Raw genomic sequence first — 15481 nt, forward strand, 5'->3', positions numbered from 1 at the left:
GGGCGTGGCGGGGAGACGCGTGGTTGGTCAGAGAAGTCGGGATTGAGCAATAATCGCGCGGCGGTGTCGGTGCCAGGGCCGGTATCGATCTTGCGGAATGGAGGGGCTGGTGAACGGGCGTCGCCGGGGCCCAAGATCGCGATTTGTGCAGCTCTTCACAAGCGCCTACCCTGTAGTTCCGACGCGCCCTGCTAGCACAGCCGGCAACCTCGGTCGCCAGTGGGAGTCCCGAAACGGTCGGTCACCGGCCGAGGATCGCACCGCACGGAGTCTCATGAGTCAGCACCGTCACCCTGGCGCGCCCGGCCGCGCCGGTGCCGTACCGGCGCTTCCGGACCTCCCGGAGGCGACCGTCGCGCGGCTCCCCGAGTACCTGCGTGCCCTGCACGGTCTCGCCGAAACCGGTCACGAGACGGTTTCCAGCGAAGGGCTGGCCAGCGCCGCCGGCGTCAACTCGGCAAAGCTCCGCAAGGACCTCTCCCAGCTGGGGTCGTACGGCACCCGGGGCGTCGGCTACGACGTCGCGCTCCTGATCGACCAGATCGAGTACGTGCTCGGGCTCACCCAACGGCGGGCCGTCGCCCTGGTCGGCGTGGGTAATCTCGGTCACGCCCTGGCCGGTTACGACGGATTCGCCAGCCGGGGCTTCCGGATCGCCGCGCTCCTCGACGCGGACCCGAGCCGGGTCGGCGAGGTGATCAACGGGCTGGTCGTGCGGCACGTCGACGACCTGCCCGAGGTGGCGGCCGAGGAGTCGATCTCCATCGGCGTCATCGCCACCCCCGCGGGCGCGGCCCAGGCGGTGGCCGACCAGCTCGTCGCCGTCGGTGTCACGAGCATCCTCAACTTCGCCCCGTGCGTACTCTCGGTTCCGGAAGGGGTTGACGTGCGCAAGGTCGACCTCGCCATCGAGCTGCAGATCCTCTCCTTCCACGAGCACCGCAAGGCGTCACTGACCACGCTCCCCGCGACCGGCGGGTCCGCCCTGGCCGCACTGCCCGGCAGGCTCGGGGCCACCGACACCCAGGAGGCGATCGGCACGTGAAACTGCTCGTCGTCGGCGCGTCCTACCGCACCGCTCCGGTCGCCACCCTGGAGCGGCTGGCGGTTGCCCCCGCCGATCTCACCCGGACCCTGGACCGGCTGGTCGCCCGGCCGTACGTCGCCGAGGCGGTGCTGATCTCCACCTGCAACCGGGTGGAGATCTACGCGGCCGTGTCCGGGTTCCACGGCGGCCTCGGCGACATCTGTGCCGTGCTGGCCGAGCAGGCCGGATCCTCGCCGGCGACACTCGCCAACCACCTGTACGTGCACTACGACGCCGCCGCCGTCGACCACGTCTTCCGGGTCGCCGCCGGGCTGGACTCGATGGTGGTCGGCGAGGCGCAGATCCTCGGCCAGATGCGCGACGCGTACCACTGGGCGACCGGGGCCGACTCCGCCGGCCGCCTGCTGCACGAGCTGATGCAGCAGGCGTTGCGGGTCGGCAAGCGGGCGCACGCCGAAACCAACATCGACCGGGCCGGGCAGAGCGTGGTCACCGCCGCGCTGGACATGGCCGCCGGTCATCTCGACGGTGACCTCGCCGGCCGGCCGGCCATGGTGGTCGGCGCGGGCGCGATGGGCGCGTTGGGCGTCGCGACGCTCTCCCGGCGCGGTGCCGGCCCGCTCACCGTCACCAACCGGGGCGCCGACCGGGCGGTACGGCTGGCCGAGTCGTACGGGGCGACCGCCGTCCCGTTGGCCGAGCTCGTTGACGCGCTCTCCACAGTGGACATCGTAGTGGCCGCCACCGCGGCCACCGAACCGGTCCTCACCCTCGACGTGGTGACCCGGGCGCTGGCCCGGCGCGCCGCCGCGCGGGGCCCACTGGTCCTGCTCGACCTGGCCGTGCCGCGCGACGTCGCGCCGGGCGTGGCCGAGCTGCCCGGCGTCGAGGTGATCGACATCGACCGGATGGCCGCCCTGCTCGCCGACGGGCCGGCCGCTGCCGACGCCGCCGAGGTCACCCGGATCGTCACCACCGAGGTCGAGGCGTTTCTGGGCTGGCTGCGTGGCGCCGACGTGGCGCCGACCGTGGCCGCGCTGCGCGGCCGGGCCGACGACGTGGTCGCCACCGAGCTGCGCAGGCTCGCCCAACGCCGCCCGGAACTCACCGACGACCAGCGCGCCGAGGTGGCCCGGACGGTGCACCGGGTGGTGCAGCGGCTGCTGCACCAACCCACCGTGCGGGTACGCCAGCTGGCCGCGGAGCCCGGCGGCGACCAGTACGCGGCGCTGCTGCGTGAACTGTTCGACCTGGAGGTGCCCCAGACCTCCCCGGTGGACACGGTGCCCGACGTGGTCGACACCGACACCACGTACCCCGGAGGTGAACGATGACCCGCCCCCTGCGCCTCGGCACCCGGGGCAGCGCCCTGGCGATGGCCCAGTCCGGCCAGGTCGCCGAGGCCCTGACCGAGGCCACCGGCCGCGAGGTCGAGTTGGTCCAGATAGTCACCGCCGGGGACCGCTCCTCGGCGCCGGTGCACCGGCTCGGCGTCGGCGTCTTCGTCTCCGCGCTGCGCGACGCGCTGACGGCCGGCACCATCGACTTCGCGGTGCACTCCTACAAGGACCTGCCCACCGCCGCCGCGGCCGGGCTGCACATCGCGGCGGTGCCGACCCGCCAGGACCCGCGCGACGCGCTGGTCGCCAAGGGCGGCCGTACCCTCGCCGAGCTGCCCCCGGGCGCGGTGGTGGGCACCGGCGCGTTGCGCCGCATCGCCCAGCTGCACGCCCTCGGTATGCAGCTGGAGGTCATCCCGATCCGGGGCAACGTGGACACCCGCCTGGGGCGGGTGCTCGGCCCGGACGCCGACCTCGACGCGGTCGTCCTGGCCCGGGCCGGCCTGGCCCGGCTGGGCCGGACCGGCGTGATCACCGAGACGCTCGACCCGATGTTGATGCTGCCCGCGCCCGCCCAGGGCGCGCTGGCGGTGGAGTGCCGGGCCGACGACACCGACCTGGTCGAGCTGCTCGCGGTGCTCGACCACGCACCGTCCCGCGCCGCGGTCGTCGCGGAGCGGGCGCTGCTGGCCACCCTGGAGGCCGGGTGCTCCGCTCCGGTCGCCGCCTACGCCGTCATCGCCGAAGGCGAACCGACCGGCTCGGGTGACGAAGGTGACTATGCCCAGGAGATCTACCTGCGCGGGGCGGTGATCAGCCCGGACGGCACCCGTGACCTCCGGCTGTCCCGCACCGGTACGCCCGCCGACGCGGCGGAGATCGGCAAGGCACTCGCTGCCGAACTCCTCGACCTCGGCGCCGACTCGATCCTCGGCCACGACGGAAGCACCGGCCCGGGGACCCAGCACATTGGGAGCACAGAATGACCCGCACCCGTAAGCCCGTAGGCCGGATCGCGTTCGTCGGGGCGGGCCCCGGCGACCCGGGTCTGCTGACCCGCCGGGCGCACGACGCCCTGGTCGACGCCGACCAGGTCGTGTACGACCGGGGACTGCCCGAGTCGCTACTCGACGTCGTCCGCGCCCAGGCCAAGTCCGACGCCCAGTTCACGCCCGCCGAAGGCGTACCGGGTGATGTGGCCAAGGTGCTCATCTCCGCGGCCCGGTCCGGGCTGAACGCGGTGCACCTGGTCGCCGGTGACCCGTTCGGCCACGACTCGGTCGTCAAGGAGGTGCAGGCGGTGGCGCGTACCGCCGCGCACTTCGAGGTGGTGCCGGGTGTCGGCCAGGCCGAGGGGGTGGCCACCTACGCCGGTGTGCCGCTGCCGGGCGTACGGACCGCCGCCGACGTCGAGGACGTCAGCACGCTGGACTTCGACGCGCTGGCCGCCGCGGTGGGCCGGGGCTCGCTGGCCCTGGCGGTGGACGCCGGTGACCTGGCCGCGATCCGGGACGGGCTGCTCGCGGCCGGGGTGGACGGCACCACCGGCGTCGGGGTGACCGGTGACGGCACCGGCGAGACGCAGTACACCACCACCTCGACCGTGGACTCCTTCGTCGCGGCGGCGCTCGGCTTCACCGGGCGGGTGGTGCTCACCGTCGGGGAGGGCGTCGGCCAGCGGGACAAGCTGAGCTGGTGGGAGAACCGCCCGCTGTACGGCTGGAAGGTGCTGGTGCCCCGGACCAAGGAGCAGGCCGGGGCGATGAGCGCCCGGCTGCGCGCGTACGGGGCGATCCCCTGCGAGGTGCCGACCATCGCGGTCGAGCCGCCGCGCACCCCGGCCCAGATGGAGCGGGCCGTCAAGGGCCTGGTCGACGGCCGGTACGCCTGGGTGATCTTCACCTCGGTCAACGCGGTCCGGGCGGTCTGGGAGAAGTTCGCCGAGCACGGCCTGGACGCCCGGCACTTCGGCGGCGTCAAGATCGCCTGTATCGGCGAGGCGACCGCCGACGCGGTCCGCGCCTTCGGCATCCAGCCGGAGCTGGTTCCGTCGGGCGAGCAGTCCTCCGAGGGCCTGCTGGCCGAGTTCTCGCCGCACGACGAGATCCTCGACCCGGTCGGCCGGGTGCTGCTGCCCCGCGCCGACATCGCGACCGAGACCCTCGCCGCCGGGCTCACCGAGCGCGGCTGGGAGGTCGATGACGTGACCGCGTACCGGACGGTGCGGGCCGCGCCGCCGCCCGCCGAGATCCGTGACGCGATCAAGTCGGGCGGCTTCGACGCGGTGCTCTTCACCTCCTCCTCCACGGTGCGGAATCTGGTCGGCATCGCCGGGAAGCCGCACGCCCGCACGGTTGTTGCAGTCATCGGGCCCAAGACGGCGGAGACCGCGACCGAGTTCGGCCTTCGGGTGGACGTGCAGCCCGCGCACGCCTCGGTGCCCGACCTGGTGGAGGCGCTCGCCGCCTACGCCGTCGAGCTGCGCGAGAAGCTGGCCGCGATGCCGGCCAAGCAGCGCCGCGGCTCGAAGGTGCAGGGGCCGACCGCCCTCCGCTTCCGCTGATCGTTTGGGAGGCCCTCATGTCGTACCCCGAGATCCGGCCTCGCCGGCTGCGCCGTAACGCGGCGGTGCGGCGGCTGGTCTCCGAGACCCGCGTCGCCCCGGGCGAACTGGTCGCGCCGATGTTCGTCAAGGAGGGGCTGACCGAGCCGCGGGCCATCGCGTCGCTGCCAGGGGTGCTCCAGCACTCCCGGGACTCGCTGCGCAAGGCCGCCGTCGAGGCGGTCCAGGCCGGGGTGGGCGGCATCATGCTCTTCGGGGTGCCGGTGTCGCGGGACGAACGCGGCTCCGGCGGCATCGACCCGAACGGCATCCTCAACGTCGCCATCCGCGACGTCGTCGCCGAGGTGGGTGACGCCACGGTGGTGATGAGCGACCTCTGCCTCGACGAGTTCACCTCGCACGGGCACTGCGGCGTGCTCGCCCCGGACGGCGCGGTCGACAACGACGCCACCCTTGCCGCGTACGCCGAGATGGCGGTTGCCCAGGCCGCCGCCGGGGTCGGCGTGGTCGGGCCGTCCGGGATGATGGACGGCCAGGTGGGCGTGGTACGCCGGGCGCTCGACGCCGCCGGTCACTCCGACGTGGCGGTGCTCGCGTACGCCGTGAAGTACGCCTCGGCGTTCTTCGGCCCGTTCCGCGACGCGGTGGAATCGGCGCTGGAGGGGGACCGGCGCACCTACCAGCAGGACCCGGCGAATCTGCGCGAGTCGCTGCGCGAGGTGGCGCTGGACGTCGCCGAGGGCGCCGACATGGTGATGGTCAAGCCGGCCCTGCCCTACCTCGACGTGGTGTCGGCGGTCCGGGCCGCGGTCGACGTCCCGGTCGCCGCCTACCAGGTCTCCGGCGAGTACGCGATGGTCGAGGCGGCTGCCGCGAACGGCTGGGTCGACCGGGAACAGGTGATGCTGGAGACGCTCACCTCGATTCGTCGCGCCGGCGCGCAGATCATCCTCACCTACTGGGCCGTCGAGGCCGCCCGGTTGCTTCGCGAACGCTACTGACCCCGAGGGCCCGGCGCGGCCCTCTGATGCCCAGCCTTGCCGTGCTGCACCGGATCCTGGCCGTCGGCGGGTTCCACCTGGCCGTCGTCGTCCCATCGGGCCGGGTGCTCCAGCCGCGGGTGGCGAAGTATCGGAACGTGCCGCCACCGCCCCGCAGCCCGCGCTCCTACGGTTGACGGCCCGCCGCCCGGGTACACACCCCCGGACGACGGGCCGTCGTCGGACCCCTGAAGGATCAGTCGTCGTTCGTGATGGTGCCTATCGCCAGCGGGTCGGCGTACCGCAGGCTCGACGGGCCGGCGACCGCGAAGGTGATCTTCTCGTCCGCCTCGGCCCGCCGGTCACCGCGGACGGTAACCGGAAACGCCAGCGAGGTCTGCCCGGCGGGCAGCACCCGACACCCGACGTACGGGGCGAAGTCGGACCAGGGCAGCGCGGTAAGGCCGACGGTGGCGGCGCAGAGGGTGGTCGGCTGCGACAGCGGCCGGGAGACGGTGACCTGGAAGGTCAGCGTGCTGTCACCCTTGTCGCCCTCCACGACCGACGTGTCGGCGACCCGCACCGACGGCTGTGTGCGGAACCGGGCGACCGACGGGTCGTGGTCGCTGGCACCGCGCGACCCGTCACCGGAGAAGTCGGCGGGCCAGTCGGCGTTGACGTGCGCCGTCCGCACCTGCACCAGGTCGTCGTGGAGCGCGTCGTTGACGAAGATGCTGTCCAGCGTCTGCGCCGAGCCCTGGAAGCTGTACGAGTACGCCGCCGACGGCACGTCCGCCACCAGGTTGTCCCAGAGGTTGTGCAGACCCGCCCGGTAGAGCGGGGCCAGCTGGTCCGAGGGGGTCGGGTTCGCGCCGGTGGCGATCGGGTCGTCCGGGCGGGGGAAGACGTTCAGGTCACCGCCGAACACCACCCGGGCGTGCGGGTCCGACCCCTCGATGGCGGTGACGACCGCGGCCCCGTACGCGGCCTGCTCGGTGCGCTGCCCGACCCGGCTGTCCGGGCCGGAGGAGAAGTGGTTGCTCAGCGCGTACAGCACGAAGGACTCCGCCGATCCCGGCGCCGCCCGCACCACGAACCTGCCCAACTGCGGGGCCCGGGTGTAGACGTTGACCCCGTCCCGGCCGGTCGACGTGTCGGTGTCGGCCGGCAACTCCGCGTTGAGCGCCTTCGGGTTCTGCACGTCCGCGTTGGACGGCAGCCCCGCCGCGCGGTACCGCACCGACGGCGCGGTGCCGAACAGCGGGTCGGCGGCGGTCACCGCAGCAAGCGACAGCCGGTCCGTGCGGTAGAGGAACGCCGAGGTGATCCCCCGGGCGTCCGCGCCCGTCCGGTCGTACGCGGCGGCGTACGCCGGGCCACCGGCCGCGGTTACGGTCAGCGCCAGCTCCTGCAGAGTGTCCGGGGCGCCGTCGGCGTCGTTGCGTTCACCACAGACCAGCCCGGTGCCCGAGACCGTGCAGATGTCCTGGTCCTCCGCCTCCTGCACCAGGATCAGGTCCGGGGCGTGCAGGTCGTTGCGGATCTGGTCGGCGAGCGCCGCCAGGTGCTCCCGGTAGTCCTCCTCGCTGGCGGGCACGTAGTCGAACGGCGGGCTCACGCCGGTGCAGCCCGGGTTGCCGGCGAAGTCGCATCCGTCGAACGGGTCGTCCCGGTGGTCGTAGAGGTTCTCCACGTTGTAGGTCGCCACGGCCACCTCGCGGCGCCGGTCGGCCGGCTTCGGCGGGCTGTTTCGCGACGGGTCGACGCCGGTGGTGAGGGAAACCGCCTCCGGCTGCACGCTGAACTTGTTGAAGCCGTAGGAGACCGCCCCAAACCCGTCAGCGGCGACGGTGTCGAAGGTGCGGGCCGGCGGGAGCAGGGCCGCCGAGTCACCGGAGGTGGCCTTCACGCCGCCGCCGCCGAGCAGGACCCGCTGGCCGTTGCCGTTGTCGAAGAGCCGCTCCGGCACGTCGTCGAGTGGGTGCGCGTCCCGGAACACCCGGCGGGCGTACCGGTCGGCGCGCCTCAGCAGCGGGTCATCCCGGTCCACCACCCAGATCTCCGAGTCGGCCGTGGAGCCGAAGACGTCCCGGGGACCGGTCACGGCGCTGCCGGCCCGGACCCGCATCCGGGCGCCCTCGTGCCGCTCCCAGAACCGGTCCGCGTCGGCCGCCTCCGCCGGCGGAACCGCGTCGACCACCGCCACGGCGGTGTTCACGTCCAGGCCGGAGTCCAGCTTGCGCACCAGCGAGGCGCTGGAGAGCTGCGTCTGGTTGAAATACTCCGACACCCGGCCGCGCAGCACCACCTCGTCGCCGACGGTCGGCAGGTAGCCGCCGATCAGGGTGGTGAACGACCCGGTGAAGACGAAGATCCCGTCCGAGGTGAGCGGGTCACCGTCCTCGGCGCCCCGGCGGCTCTGCAGGTAGAAACCGTGCTGGTCGGCGCCGGCCGAGGTACGGGTGAGCGACTTCTGCGTGATCACGCCCCGCACGTCGTACAGCGCGGAACTGGTGCTGTTGCCGCTGGCCGGGGCGAGCGGAGACCGGTCGGTGCGGCCGTTCTCGTCGTCGCCGGTCCGGCCCTGCACCTCGCCCACCGACAGCAACGCGGTGGCCTGCACCGTGAACGTGCAGGTCGCGGTGCCGCCACCGGCATCGGTGGCGGTCAGCGTCACCGCGTACGCCCCGGCGGGCAGGCCGCTCGCGGTGACGGTGGCGGTGGCCGTACCGCCGGTGGCGGTGGCCGGGGCGAACGCCGTACGGGTGATCGCACCGGCGCTGGGCGTCGGGGCGATCGCGGTGACCGCGAGGTCGACGATCGTGTCGTCCGCGTCGGTGGCGGTGACCTGTCGCGTGGCGGTCGCGCCGGCCTCCACGGTCAGCATGTTGCCGCAGGTCAGGCTGGCCGGCTGGTCGACCGGGCCGCCGCCGCCCACGGAGTGCGCGCCCAGGCCGTCGAAGGTGTCGGTCGGGAAGCCCGCCCACTGGGCGACCGGGTCGAACGCGTCGGACGGATCGGTGTCCCCGGCGGCCACCGGCGGCAGCCGGCGCAGGGTGTTGTCGGCGGTGCTGGTGAGCCCGCTGCCCCACTCGGTGCCCGGGTCGACACCGACCTGGCCGATCGAGTCGAGCACCGTGCCGCCCTTGCGCAGCACGATCGCGTCGTCGCCGTTGAACAGCCCGGAGGCGTACGTCTGGTCGGCTTGGGCGAGGACCGCCGGGCCGGCCGACGAGGAGGCGAAGACGAACACGTCGCCGGGGGCGACGGTGCCGCTGAGCGCCACGGTGGTGGCCGTGGTGGCGCCGTTGAAGTGCAGCTGGAGCTGGTAAACGCCGGCCGCCAGGTCGACGGGGGAACCGGTGCCGTTGAACAGCTCGATCGCCTTGTTGTTGGACGAGCCCTCGACGTACTCCGAAATGAACAGGTCGGTGGGCGCGGCGTTGGCCGCGGTAGGTGTGACGCCGATGCCCGCGAGGGTGACGGCGGCTGTTGCGAGCGCGGCGTATCTGCGGCGCGGGCGCATGGTGCCTCCACGATGGGTGGACGTGAACCCACGCACGTTAAGCGTCGCTGTTGGCCGCCGTCCATCCCCCGGGCGGCGATGTGGTGAATTGCCGTTAAGGTCAGCGGGTCGGGTCGAGGCGGTGCACCAGCTCCGCGACGTCCACGCTGTATTCGCACCACTCCCGGTCGGGACGGTAGCCCAGCTCGGCGTTCACCTTCAGCATGGCCTCGTTGGCCTGCGCGTTCCAGGTCTGCACCTCGACCAGCTCGGGCTCGGCCGAGCGCAGCTCCAGCAGCATCCTGGCCTTGATCGCCCGGTCGATGCCGTAGCCACGGTGATCCTGCACCACGATGGTGTCGTACTGGTCGGCGCGGGTGGGGTGCTGTGCCGGCACCACCACCTCGGTCAGCCCGGCCACCTCCCCGGTCTGCTCGTGCCGGGCCAGAACGATGTACGGCTTCATGCCGCGCCGGTGCAGGGTGTCCAGGCTGTCACGCAGCCGCTGCGGGTCGTACGAACTGGGGCGCAGCTCACCGTCCCCGACGTCGCGCACCTCGGCCTTCGCCCGCGCGTACGCCTCGATCAGGTCGTCCGGCGGCCCGCCCGGGCAGAACTCCAGACGGTATCCGGCGCCCACCCCGCCGGCCATCTCGGTCAGCGCCGGCCAGTCCACCGAGGTCAGGTCGAGCACGCTACGGGTTTCGACGTACTCCCGGGTGAAACCGAGCGACTCGTAGAAGGCGACGGCCGGCGTGTCACCGACCACCTCGACGCCGATCGACCGGAAGCCCTCCTGGTAGACCCGGCGGGCCGCGGTCAGCACCAGCTGTCGGCCCAGGCCGGTGCGCCGAAGCGACGGGTGAACCAGGACTTCCAGCACGCCGATGTCCCCGAGCAGCAGCACGTGAACGTGCCCCAGGATCCGGCCGGGGGCACCGTCCGGGCCGGGACCGCCCTCGGCGACCCACGAAATCCGCCGTTCCCCCGGCATCACCTCGGAGAGATATTCCCGCAGGGACCCCTCCCGCCAGGGCGGATCCTGCGGGAGATCCGCCGCCAGGACCGCGTTCAGCGTGTCCAGCACGGACCCGATCTCGTCGGACGACGCGGTCCGGGGATCCCACTCGCGCACCATCACCCGTACAGCTTGCCGGCAAGAACTGTCTGGGGGAAGTGTCCGGTCCGGCAATGTATGCGGCCGATCACGTCACGTACGGCTGGCCCGGCCGTACTCGTTGGCTTTGTCGAACACGTCGGTGGCGTACCGGCGTACGTCGTTGTAGGACAGGATGGCACCCCACCAGTCACCCGGGACGGTCATGTTCCGGCCGCCCTTGCACAGGTACCTCCCGGCGGCCAGTGCCGCGTCGTCCAGGTCGTGCGGGTCCTTCCGGCCGTCGTTGTCGGCGTCCGCGCCGATCTCCTGCCAGGTGGTCGGGATGAACTGCATCGGCCCGATCGCCCGGTCGTAGGTGGTGTCCCGGTCGAACAGCCCTCGGTCGGTGTCCCGGATCAGGGAACGGCCGCCGTTGCCGTCGAGCGGGTCGCCGATGATCTCCGGCTCGGCCCGGCCGGTGGACTTCAGCGTGGCGCCGTTGGCCTGCCCGTGCCGGGACTCGACGTAACCGATCGCGGCGAGGGTGGTCCAGCTCAGCTGGCAGCCGCGGTTCGTCTCGGCCAGCACCAACTCGGCGTAGCCGTACGCCTGCATCGCCACCGGGGAGACACCCACCTTGGCGCCGGTGACGCGCGCCCAGTCGGCGATCGTGTCGGCGGGCCGTGCGGTGCCGGGGACGGTCGCCGGGCCGCTCGTCGCCACCCCACCCGGAAGCGCGGTGGCGGCGAGCCCGGGGGACACGGGTGGTCCGGGGACCACCGCCGCGGCGGTGGCGTCGGGCAGCGCCCCCGGCGCGGGCAGCACGGCGGCGCCCGGGTCGGTGGCGTCCACGGCGACCGGCTTCGTGGACCACACGGCAGGGACCACCACCGCGCCCACCGCACCGGTCGTGGCGACCAGCGCGAAGAGGAACACCCCGGACAGGGTCAGCCGGCCGCTGGGCCGTCGGGCCCAGGCCCGGGTGACCCGGGCCGCGCCGGTCACCGCCTGCCGGGGCGGGGGCAGCCGGACGGCGTGGGCGAACGGCATCCGCCGCCTCCGCCTGGCCGTGCTCCTGGCCGCCTCGTCCTCGGCGGCGGCGTCGTCCCCGGCCGTGCGGGCCTCCGCCGCGTCGGCTTCGGGCCCGCCGGCCTTCGGCCCGTCGAGTTTCGTCGCGTCCGCCGTCGCGGGCTCGACCGTCGTGGCCTCGGCCGGCAGCGCCGGGTCGGCCGACGCGGGGCGCGCCTCGTCCGGGACCAGACGGCGGGAGTGGGGCGGCGGTGCCGGGTCGGGCGCGGCGTCGGAGCTGCCGAGCGGCCCGTCGGGCGGCGTCGCCGGTCGTAGGGATCGCACCCTCGCACTCTCCTCGCCGCTGGACACCCGTCGAGTATCACCCATGCCCCCCGCAACGGCAGGGCCGGTCGTACGCTGAACGCATGCCCCGGTACGAGTTCCGCTGCCGCGCCTGCGGCGACACCTTCGAGGTCAACCGCCCGATGGCGCACGCCGGTGAGCCGGCGTCCTGCCCGCAGGGGCACGCCGACACGGTCAAGCTCCTCTCCACCGTCGCGGTCACCGGTCGAGGTGGTGCGGGGGCCCCGTCCGCCGCCCCGGCGGCCCCGGCCGGCGGTGGGTGCTGCGGCGGTGGCTGCTGCGGCTGACCGTCGCCGCCGGCCGGGCCGGGCCTCCCGTCGTGCGGTCTGCCTGGTGGGACGGCACCCTGGGGCGGGCGCCGGCCGACCGTTCTCACGATGCGTGACGGTCTGACCATAGGGCAGTATCGAACCTGACGTCAGGGCGGAGGTGCCACGCATGTCGCCACGGATTTCCCTTCCGAGCGGTTGGGTGACCTTCGTCTTCACCGACATCGAGGGGTCGACCCGGCTGGCCCAACTGCTCGGCGCCGGCTATCGCCCGGTGCTGCGAGAACACCGCCGGCTGTTGCGGGACACCCTCGCCGCGACCGACGGCGCGGAACTGCTGACCGAGGGGGACTCGTTCTTCCTCGCCTTCCCGGACGCGTCGGCGGCGCTCACCGCCTGCCTGACCGGGCAGCGGGCACTGTCCACGTACGACTGGCCCAACCCGGACGCGATACCTCGGGTGCGGATGGGGCTGCACACCGGGTACGCCGAACCGCGCGACGGCGAGTACGCCAGCCCGGAGGTGCACCGAGCCGCCCGGGTGGCCGCCGCCGCGCACGGTGGGCAGGTGCTCTGCTCCGCGTCGACCGCCCGGCTCGCCGACCCGCTCCCGTGCGGCGCGACCCTGCTCGACCTCGGGCTGCACCGACTGCGCGGCTTCGACGACCGGGAGCGCCTCTTCCAACTCGTCGCCCCCGGCCTGGAACGGCAGTTTCCCCGACCGCGCACCGCCGACGCGGCGGCCCACAACCTGCCCACCCAGGTCACCTCCTTCATCGGCCGGCAGGCCGAACGGGCCGAGCTGGACCTGCTGGTCCGCCGGCACCGGCTGGTCACCGTGCTCGGAGCCGGTGGCGCCGGCAAGACCCGGCTGGCAGTGGAGTTGGCCTCGGGGCTGGTCGAGGCTTACCCGGACGGGGTGTGGTTCGTGGACATCGCCACGGTCACCGACCCGGGGCTGGTGGCGTTCGCGGTCGCCGCCGTGCTCGGACTGCGCCCCGAACCGGGCCGCCCGATGCTCGACACGCTGGTCGAGTACGCGGCCCCGCGCCGGATGCTGGTGGTGCTGGACACCTGCGACGCCCAGCCCGCAGCCTGCGCAGAGGTGATCTCCCGACTGCTGGCCGGCGGCGGCGGGGTGCGGGTGCTGGCCACCAGCCGGGAGTTGTTCGGTCTCCCCGGCGAGGTGGTCTGGCGGATTCCGCCGCTGTCGGTCGACCCGCAGCCGGGGCGTGCCGAGAGCGACGCGGTGGCCCTGCTGCTGGACCGGACGGTGGCGGCCCGGGGTGGCCGGCCGCCGGACTGGGCGGAGGTCGGTGACCTGCATCGCGTGGTGCAGCGGCTGGACGGCCTGCCGTTGGCGATCGAGCTGGCCGCGGCCCGGCTCCGGGTGCTCTCCGCCGGGCAGCTCGCCGCCCGCCTCGACGACATGCTCGGCACCCTGGACGCCGGGCGGGTCGACAGTGTCCCGCCGGTGTGTCCGGCCTGGACGGGCAACCAGCGGGACACCGTCGACCTGGTCGCCGCCGCGTCGGGCAGCACGCCGCCGTCACCGGCGCACCGGGCCGTACAGCGTTCCGCCGCCTCGCGGCACCTCACCATGCAGGCCACGGTGACCTGGTCGTATCGGACGCTGGGGCCCCGGGCGTCCCGGTTGCTGCGCTGGCTGGCGGTGTTCGCCGGGCCGGTCAGCCTGCCCACGGTCGAGTGGCTGCTCGACGACGACCCGATCGACCCGCTCTCGGTGTTGGTGGACAAGTCGATGGTGCTGGCCGAGCCGCACGCCGCCGGCAGCACCTACCGAATGCTCGACCCCATCCGCGCGTACGCGGCCCGCCGGCTGGCCGAGGCGGGTGAGGAGCAGGCAGCCCGGGATCGACACGTGGCGTGGTCGACGCACGCGCTGGAGCAGGCCCACCTCGGGCCCGACGGTCGCCCGGTCACTCTCTCCCTGTACGCGCTGGACCCGCTGGCCGGAGAGCTGCGTGCGGCGCTGCGCTGGTGCGCCACCGGGGGCAGCGCCCGGGCCGGGCTGCGGCTGGCCGGCGGCCTGGACCAGTGGTGGCGGGAGCGCGGCCTGTCCCGGGAGGCCCGGCTCTGGTTGTTCCGGCTCTACGGGCGGATCGCGGAGACGGGCGAGGCGATTCCGGAGGCGGAGCTGGCGGCGGCGTACCACCTGCACTCGCTGCACGCCGGCGCGGACGGTGAGTTCACCGAGGAGCTGCGCTACTCGCAGCGGGCGGAGGCGGCGGCCCGGCAGGCCGGCGACGCCGGTCTGCTCGCCCGGGTGCTGGCGGGGCGGGCCGCCCCGCTGATCGACATGGGGCAGTTCATGGAGGCGGAGCGGGTCTGCCGGGAGGTCATCGACTGGGCGCGGGAGCAGGAGGTGGCCGGTGACGCGCTCTTCGCCGTCTACAACCTGGCCGAGCTGCTGTGGCGTCGGGGTGCGTTGGACGAGGCGGCCGAGCTGCTCGGCGCGGCCCGCCCGGTGGAGGCGGCCCGGGTGGTGGAGCGGGGCCGACGGTCGGTGGACATGCTGCTGGGCATGGTCGCGCTGACCAGGGGCGACCGCGTGGCGGCGCACGAGCACCTACTGGTGGCGCTCCGCTCGCGGATGAGCCACGGCTACCACGGGCGGGCCTGCGACACGGTCAGCGCGGTGGCCGTGCGGTGCGGCGCCGACGATCCGATCACCGCGGCCCGGCTCTTCGGGGCGGCCCAGGCGACCCGGGCGCGGCTGCGTGCCTCGCCCGGCATCTACGGCCCCTACTGGACCGACGAGCAGGCGAAACTGCGCCGCAGGCTGGGGGACGCGGCCTTCGACGCCGCGTACGGCGAGGGCGGGATGCTGGGGCTGGAGGAGGCGGCGGCGTTGGCCCTCGCGGTGGAGCACCCCGACCTTCGCGGGGACTCGGCGCGCTTCGGCACCACCGGGCCGGAGACGCCACGCCAACCCGGACCGACCCGGTGGGAGCTGGGCCGCTGCGAATGGGCCTGAGCCGGGGCGGCGCGGCGGCGTCGGAGCCGAGCCAGGCGAGGTGCCCCCGAGGCGGTGATCGACGGTCGTCTGCGCGCTGGCCTGCATGTACCTGATGGTCAACCTGTCGGTGGAGACCTGGCTGCGGTTCGGCGCCTGGATGCTGCTCGGGTCGCTGATCCACCTCGGCTACGGCTACCGCCGCAACCGGCTCGGGGGCCGCGACGCCGCCGCTCCCGAACCCCGCCAGCCGTCTCCCACCGGCCGACCTTCCCGCGATCCACCACCTGATCGACGGGTGGTCAGTCGAAGAAGCGGGCCAGGTG

General features: G+C 73.8%; 12 protein-coding genes. 9 read left to right on the top strand and 3 right to left on the bottom strand.

The window, feature by feature from the left end; all coding sequences use genetic code 11:
• Positions 1-274 precede the first annotated feature (274 nt).
• The 6 genes from E1193_RS12725 to E1193_RS31850 are packed head-to-tail and all read left to right on the top strand — an operon-like array spanning position 275 to position 6128.
• Positions 275-1045, top strand: a complete 771-nt coding sequence (locus tag E1193_RS12725) for a redox-sensing transcriptional repressor Rex (RefSeq protein WP_132183389.1) — start codon at positions 275-277, stop codon at positions 1043-1045.
• Positions 1042-2382 carry a glutamyl-tRNA reductase gene (locus E1193_RS12730; protein ID WP_132183390.1) on the top strand — a complete coding sequence of 447 codons (1341 nt, stop codon included), beginning with the start codon at positions 1042-1044 and terminating at the stop codon, positions 2380-2382. Before E1193_RS12725 ends, E1193_RS12730 begins: the two co-directional genes overlap by 4 nt.
• Positions 2379-3374, top strand: a complete 996-nt coding sequence (gene hemC, locus E1193_RS12735; RefSeq protein ID WP_132183391.1) for a hydroxymethylbilane synthase — start codon at positions 2379-2381, stop codon at positions 3372-3374. Before E1193_RS12730 ends, hemC begins: the two co-directional genes overlap by 4 nt.
• Entirely contained in the window at positions 3371-4951 is a 1581-nt protein-coding gene (locus E1193_RS12740) for a uroporphyrinogen-III synthase (protein ID WP_132183392.1), read from the top strand. The genes hemC and E1193_RS12740 overlap by 4 nt, the downstream gene beginning before the upstream one ends.
• A gap of 17 nt (positions 4952-4968) precedes the next feature.
• Positions 4969-5952: a porphobilinogen synthase gene (gene hemB / locus E1193_RS12745; RefSeq protein ID WP_132183393.1), complete on the top strand. Its 984-nt coding sequence runs from the start codon at positions 4969-4971 to the stop codon at positions 5950-5952.
• 26 nt (positions 5953-5978) lie between these two features.
• Positions 5979-6128, top strand: coding sequence for a hypothetical protein (locus E1193_RS31850; protein WP_165945721.1), 150 nt, complete (start codon positions 5979-5981; stop codon positions 6126-6128).
• Positions 6129-6187: 59 nt separating this feature from the next.
• Here the strand turns inward: E1193_RS31850 and E1193_RS12750 are convergent, their stop codons facing one another.
• From E1193_RS12750 to E1193_RS12760, 3 genes are all read right to left on the bottom strand, one after another.
• On the bottom strand, positions 6188-9457 hold the full coding sequence (locus tag E1193_RS12750; RefSeq protein WP_132183394.1) for a lamin tail domain-containing protein: 3270 nt from the start codon (positions 9455-9457) through the stop codon (positions 6188-6190).
• 100 nt (positions 9458-9557) lie between these two features.
• Positions 9558-10574: a GNAT family N-acetyltransferase gene (locus tag E1193_RS12755; RefSeq protein ID WP_132183401.1), complete on the bottom strand. Its 1017-nt coding sequence runs from the start codon at positions 10572-10574 to the stop codon at positions 9558-9560.
• Positions 10575-10646: 72 nt separating this feature from the next.
• Positions 10647-11915 (bottom strand): lytic murein transglycosylase, encoded by a 1269-nt coding sequence (locus tag E1193_RS12760; RefSeq protein WP_132183395.1) that lies wholly within the window; start codon positions 11913-11915, stop codon positions 10647-10649.
• A gap of 56 nt (positions 11916-11971) precedes the next feature.
• Between E1193_RS12760 and E1193_RS12765 the strand changes: the two genes are divergently transcribed.
• The 3 genes from E1193_RS12765 to E1193_RS12775 all read left to right on the top strand — a co-directional run.
• Positions 11972-12196: a zinc ribbon domain-containing protein gene (locus E1193_RS12765; protein WP_132183396.1), complete on the top strand. Its 225-nt coding sequence runs from the start codon at positions 11972-11974 to the stop codon at positions 12194-12196.
• A gap of 151 nt (positions 12197-12347) precedes the next feature.
• Positions 12348-15176, top strand: a complete 2829-nt coding sequence (locus tag E1193_RS12770) for an adenylate/guanylate cyclase domain-containing protein (protein WP_132183397.1) — start codon at positions 12348-12350, stop codon at positions 15174-15176.
• A gap of 85 nt (positions 15177-15261) precedes the next feature.
• Positions 15262-15481, top strand: a 220-nt coding sequence (locus E1193_RS12775; protein WP_279433330.1) for an amino acid permease C-terminal domain-containing protein, incomplete at its 3' end; no start/stop codon positions are given.

Source organism: Micromonospora sp. KC606 (genome assembly GCF_004348675.1).
GTDB lineage: Bacteria > Actinomycetota > Actinomycetes > Mycobacteriales > Micromonosporaceae > Micromonospora.

Bases quoted from the DNA above. Each gene is read 5' to 3' on its own strand.
- E1193_RS12765 (WP_132183396.1), top strand. From the start codon at position 11,972: ATGCCCCGGTACGAGTTCCGCTGCCGCGCCTGCGGCGACACCTTCGAG.
- E1193_RS12750 (WP_132183394.1), bottom strand. From the start codon at position 9,457: ATGCGCCCGCGCCGCAGATACGCCGCGCTCGCAACAGCCGCCGTCACC.
- E1193_RS12725 (WP_132183389.1), top strand. From the start codon at position 275: ATGAGTCAGCACCGTCACCCTGGCGCGCCCGGCCGCGCCGGTGCCGTA.
- hemB (WP_132183393.1), top strand. From the start codon at position 4,969: ATGTCGTACCCCGAGATCCGGCCTCGCCGGCTGCGCCGTAACGCGGCG.
- E1193_RS12755 (WP_132183401.1), bottom strand. From the start codon at position 10,574: ATGGTGCGCGAGTGGGATCCCCGGACCGCGTCGTCCGACGAGATCGGG.
- E1193_RS12740 (WP_132183392.1), top strand. From the start codon at position 3,371: ATGACCCGCACCCGTAAGCCCGTAGGCCGGATCGCGTTCGTCGGGGCG.
- hemC (WP_132183391.1), top strand. From the start codon at position 2,379: ATGACCCGCCCCCTGCGCCTCGGCACCCGGGGCAGCGCCCTGGCGATG.
- E1193_RS12770 (WP_132183397.1), top strand. From the start codon at position 12,348: ATGTCGCCACGGATTTCCCTTCCGAGCGGTTGGGTGACCTTCGTCTTC.
- E1193_RS31850 (WP_165945721.1), top strand. From the start codon at position 5,979: ATGCCCAGCCTTGCCGTGCTGCACCGGATCCTGGCCGTCGGCGGGTTC.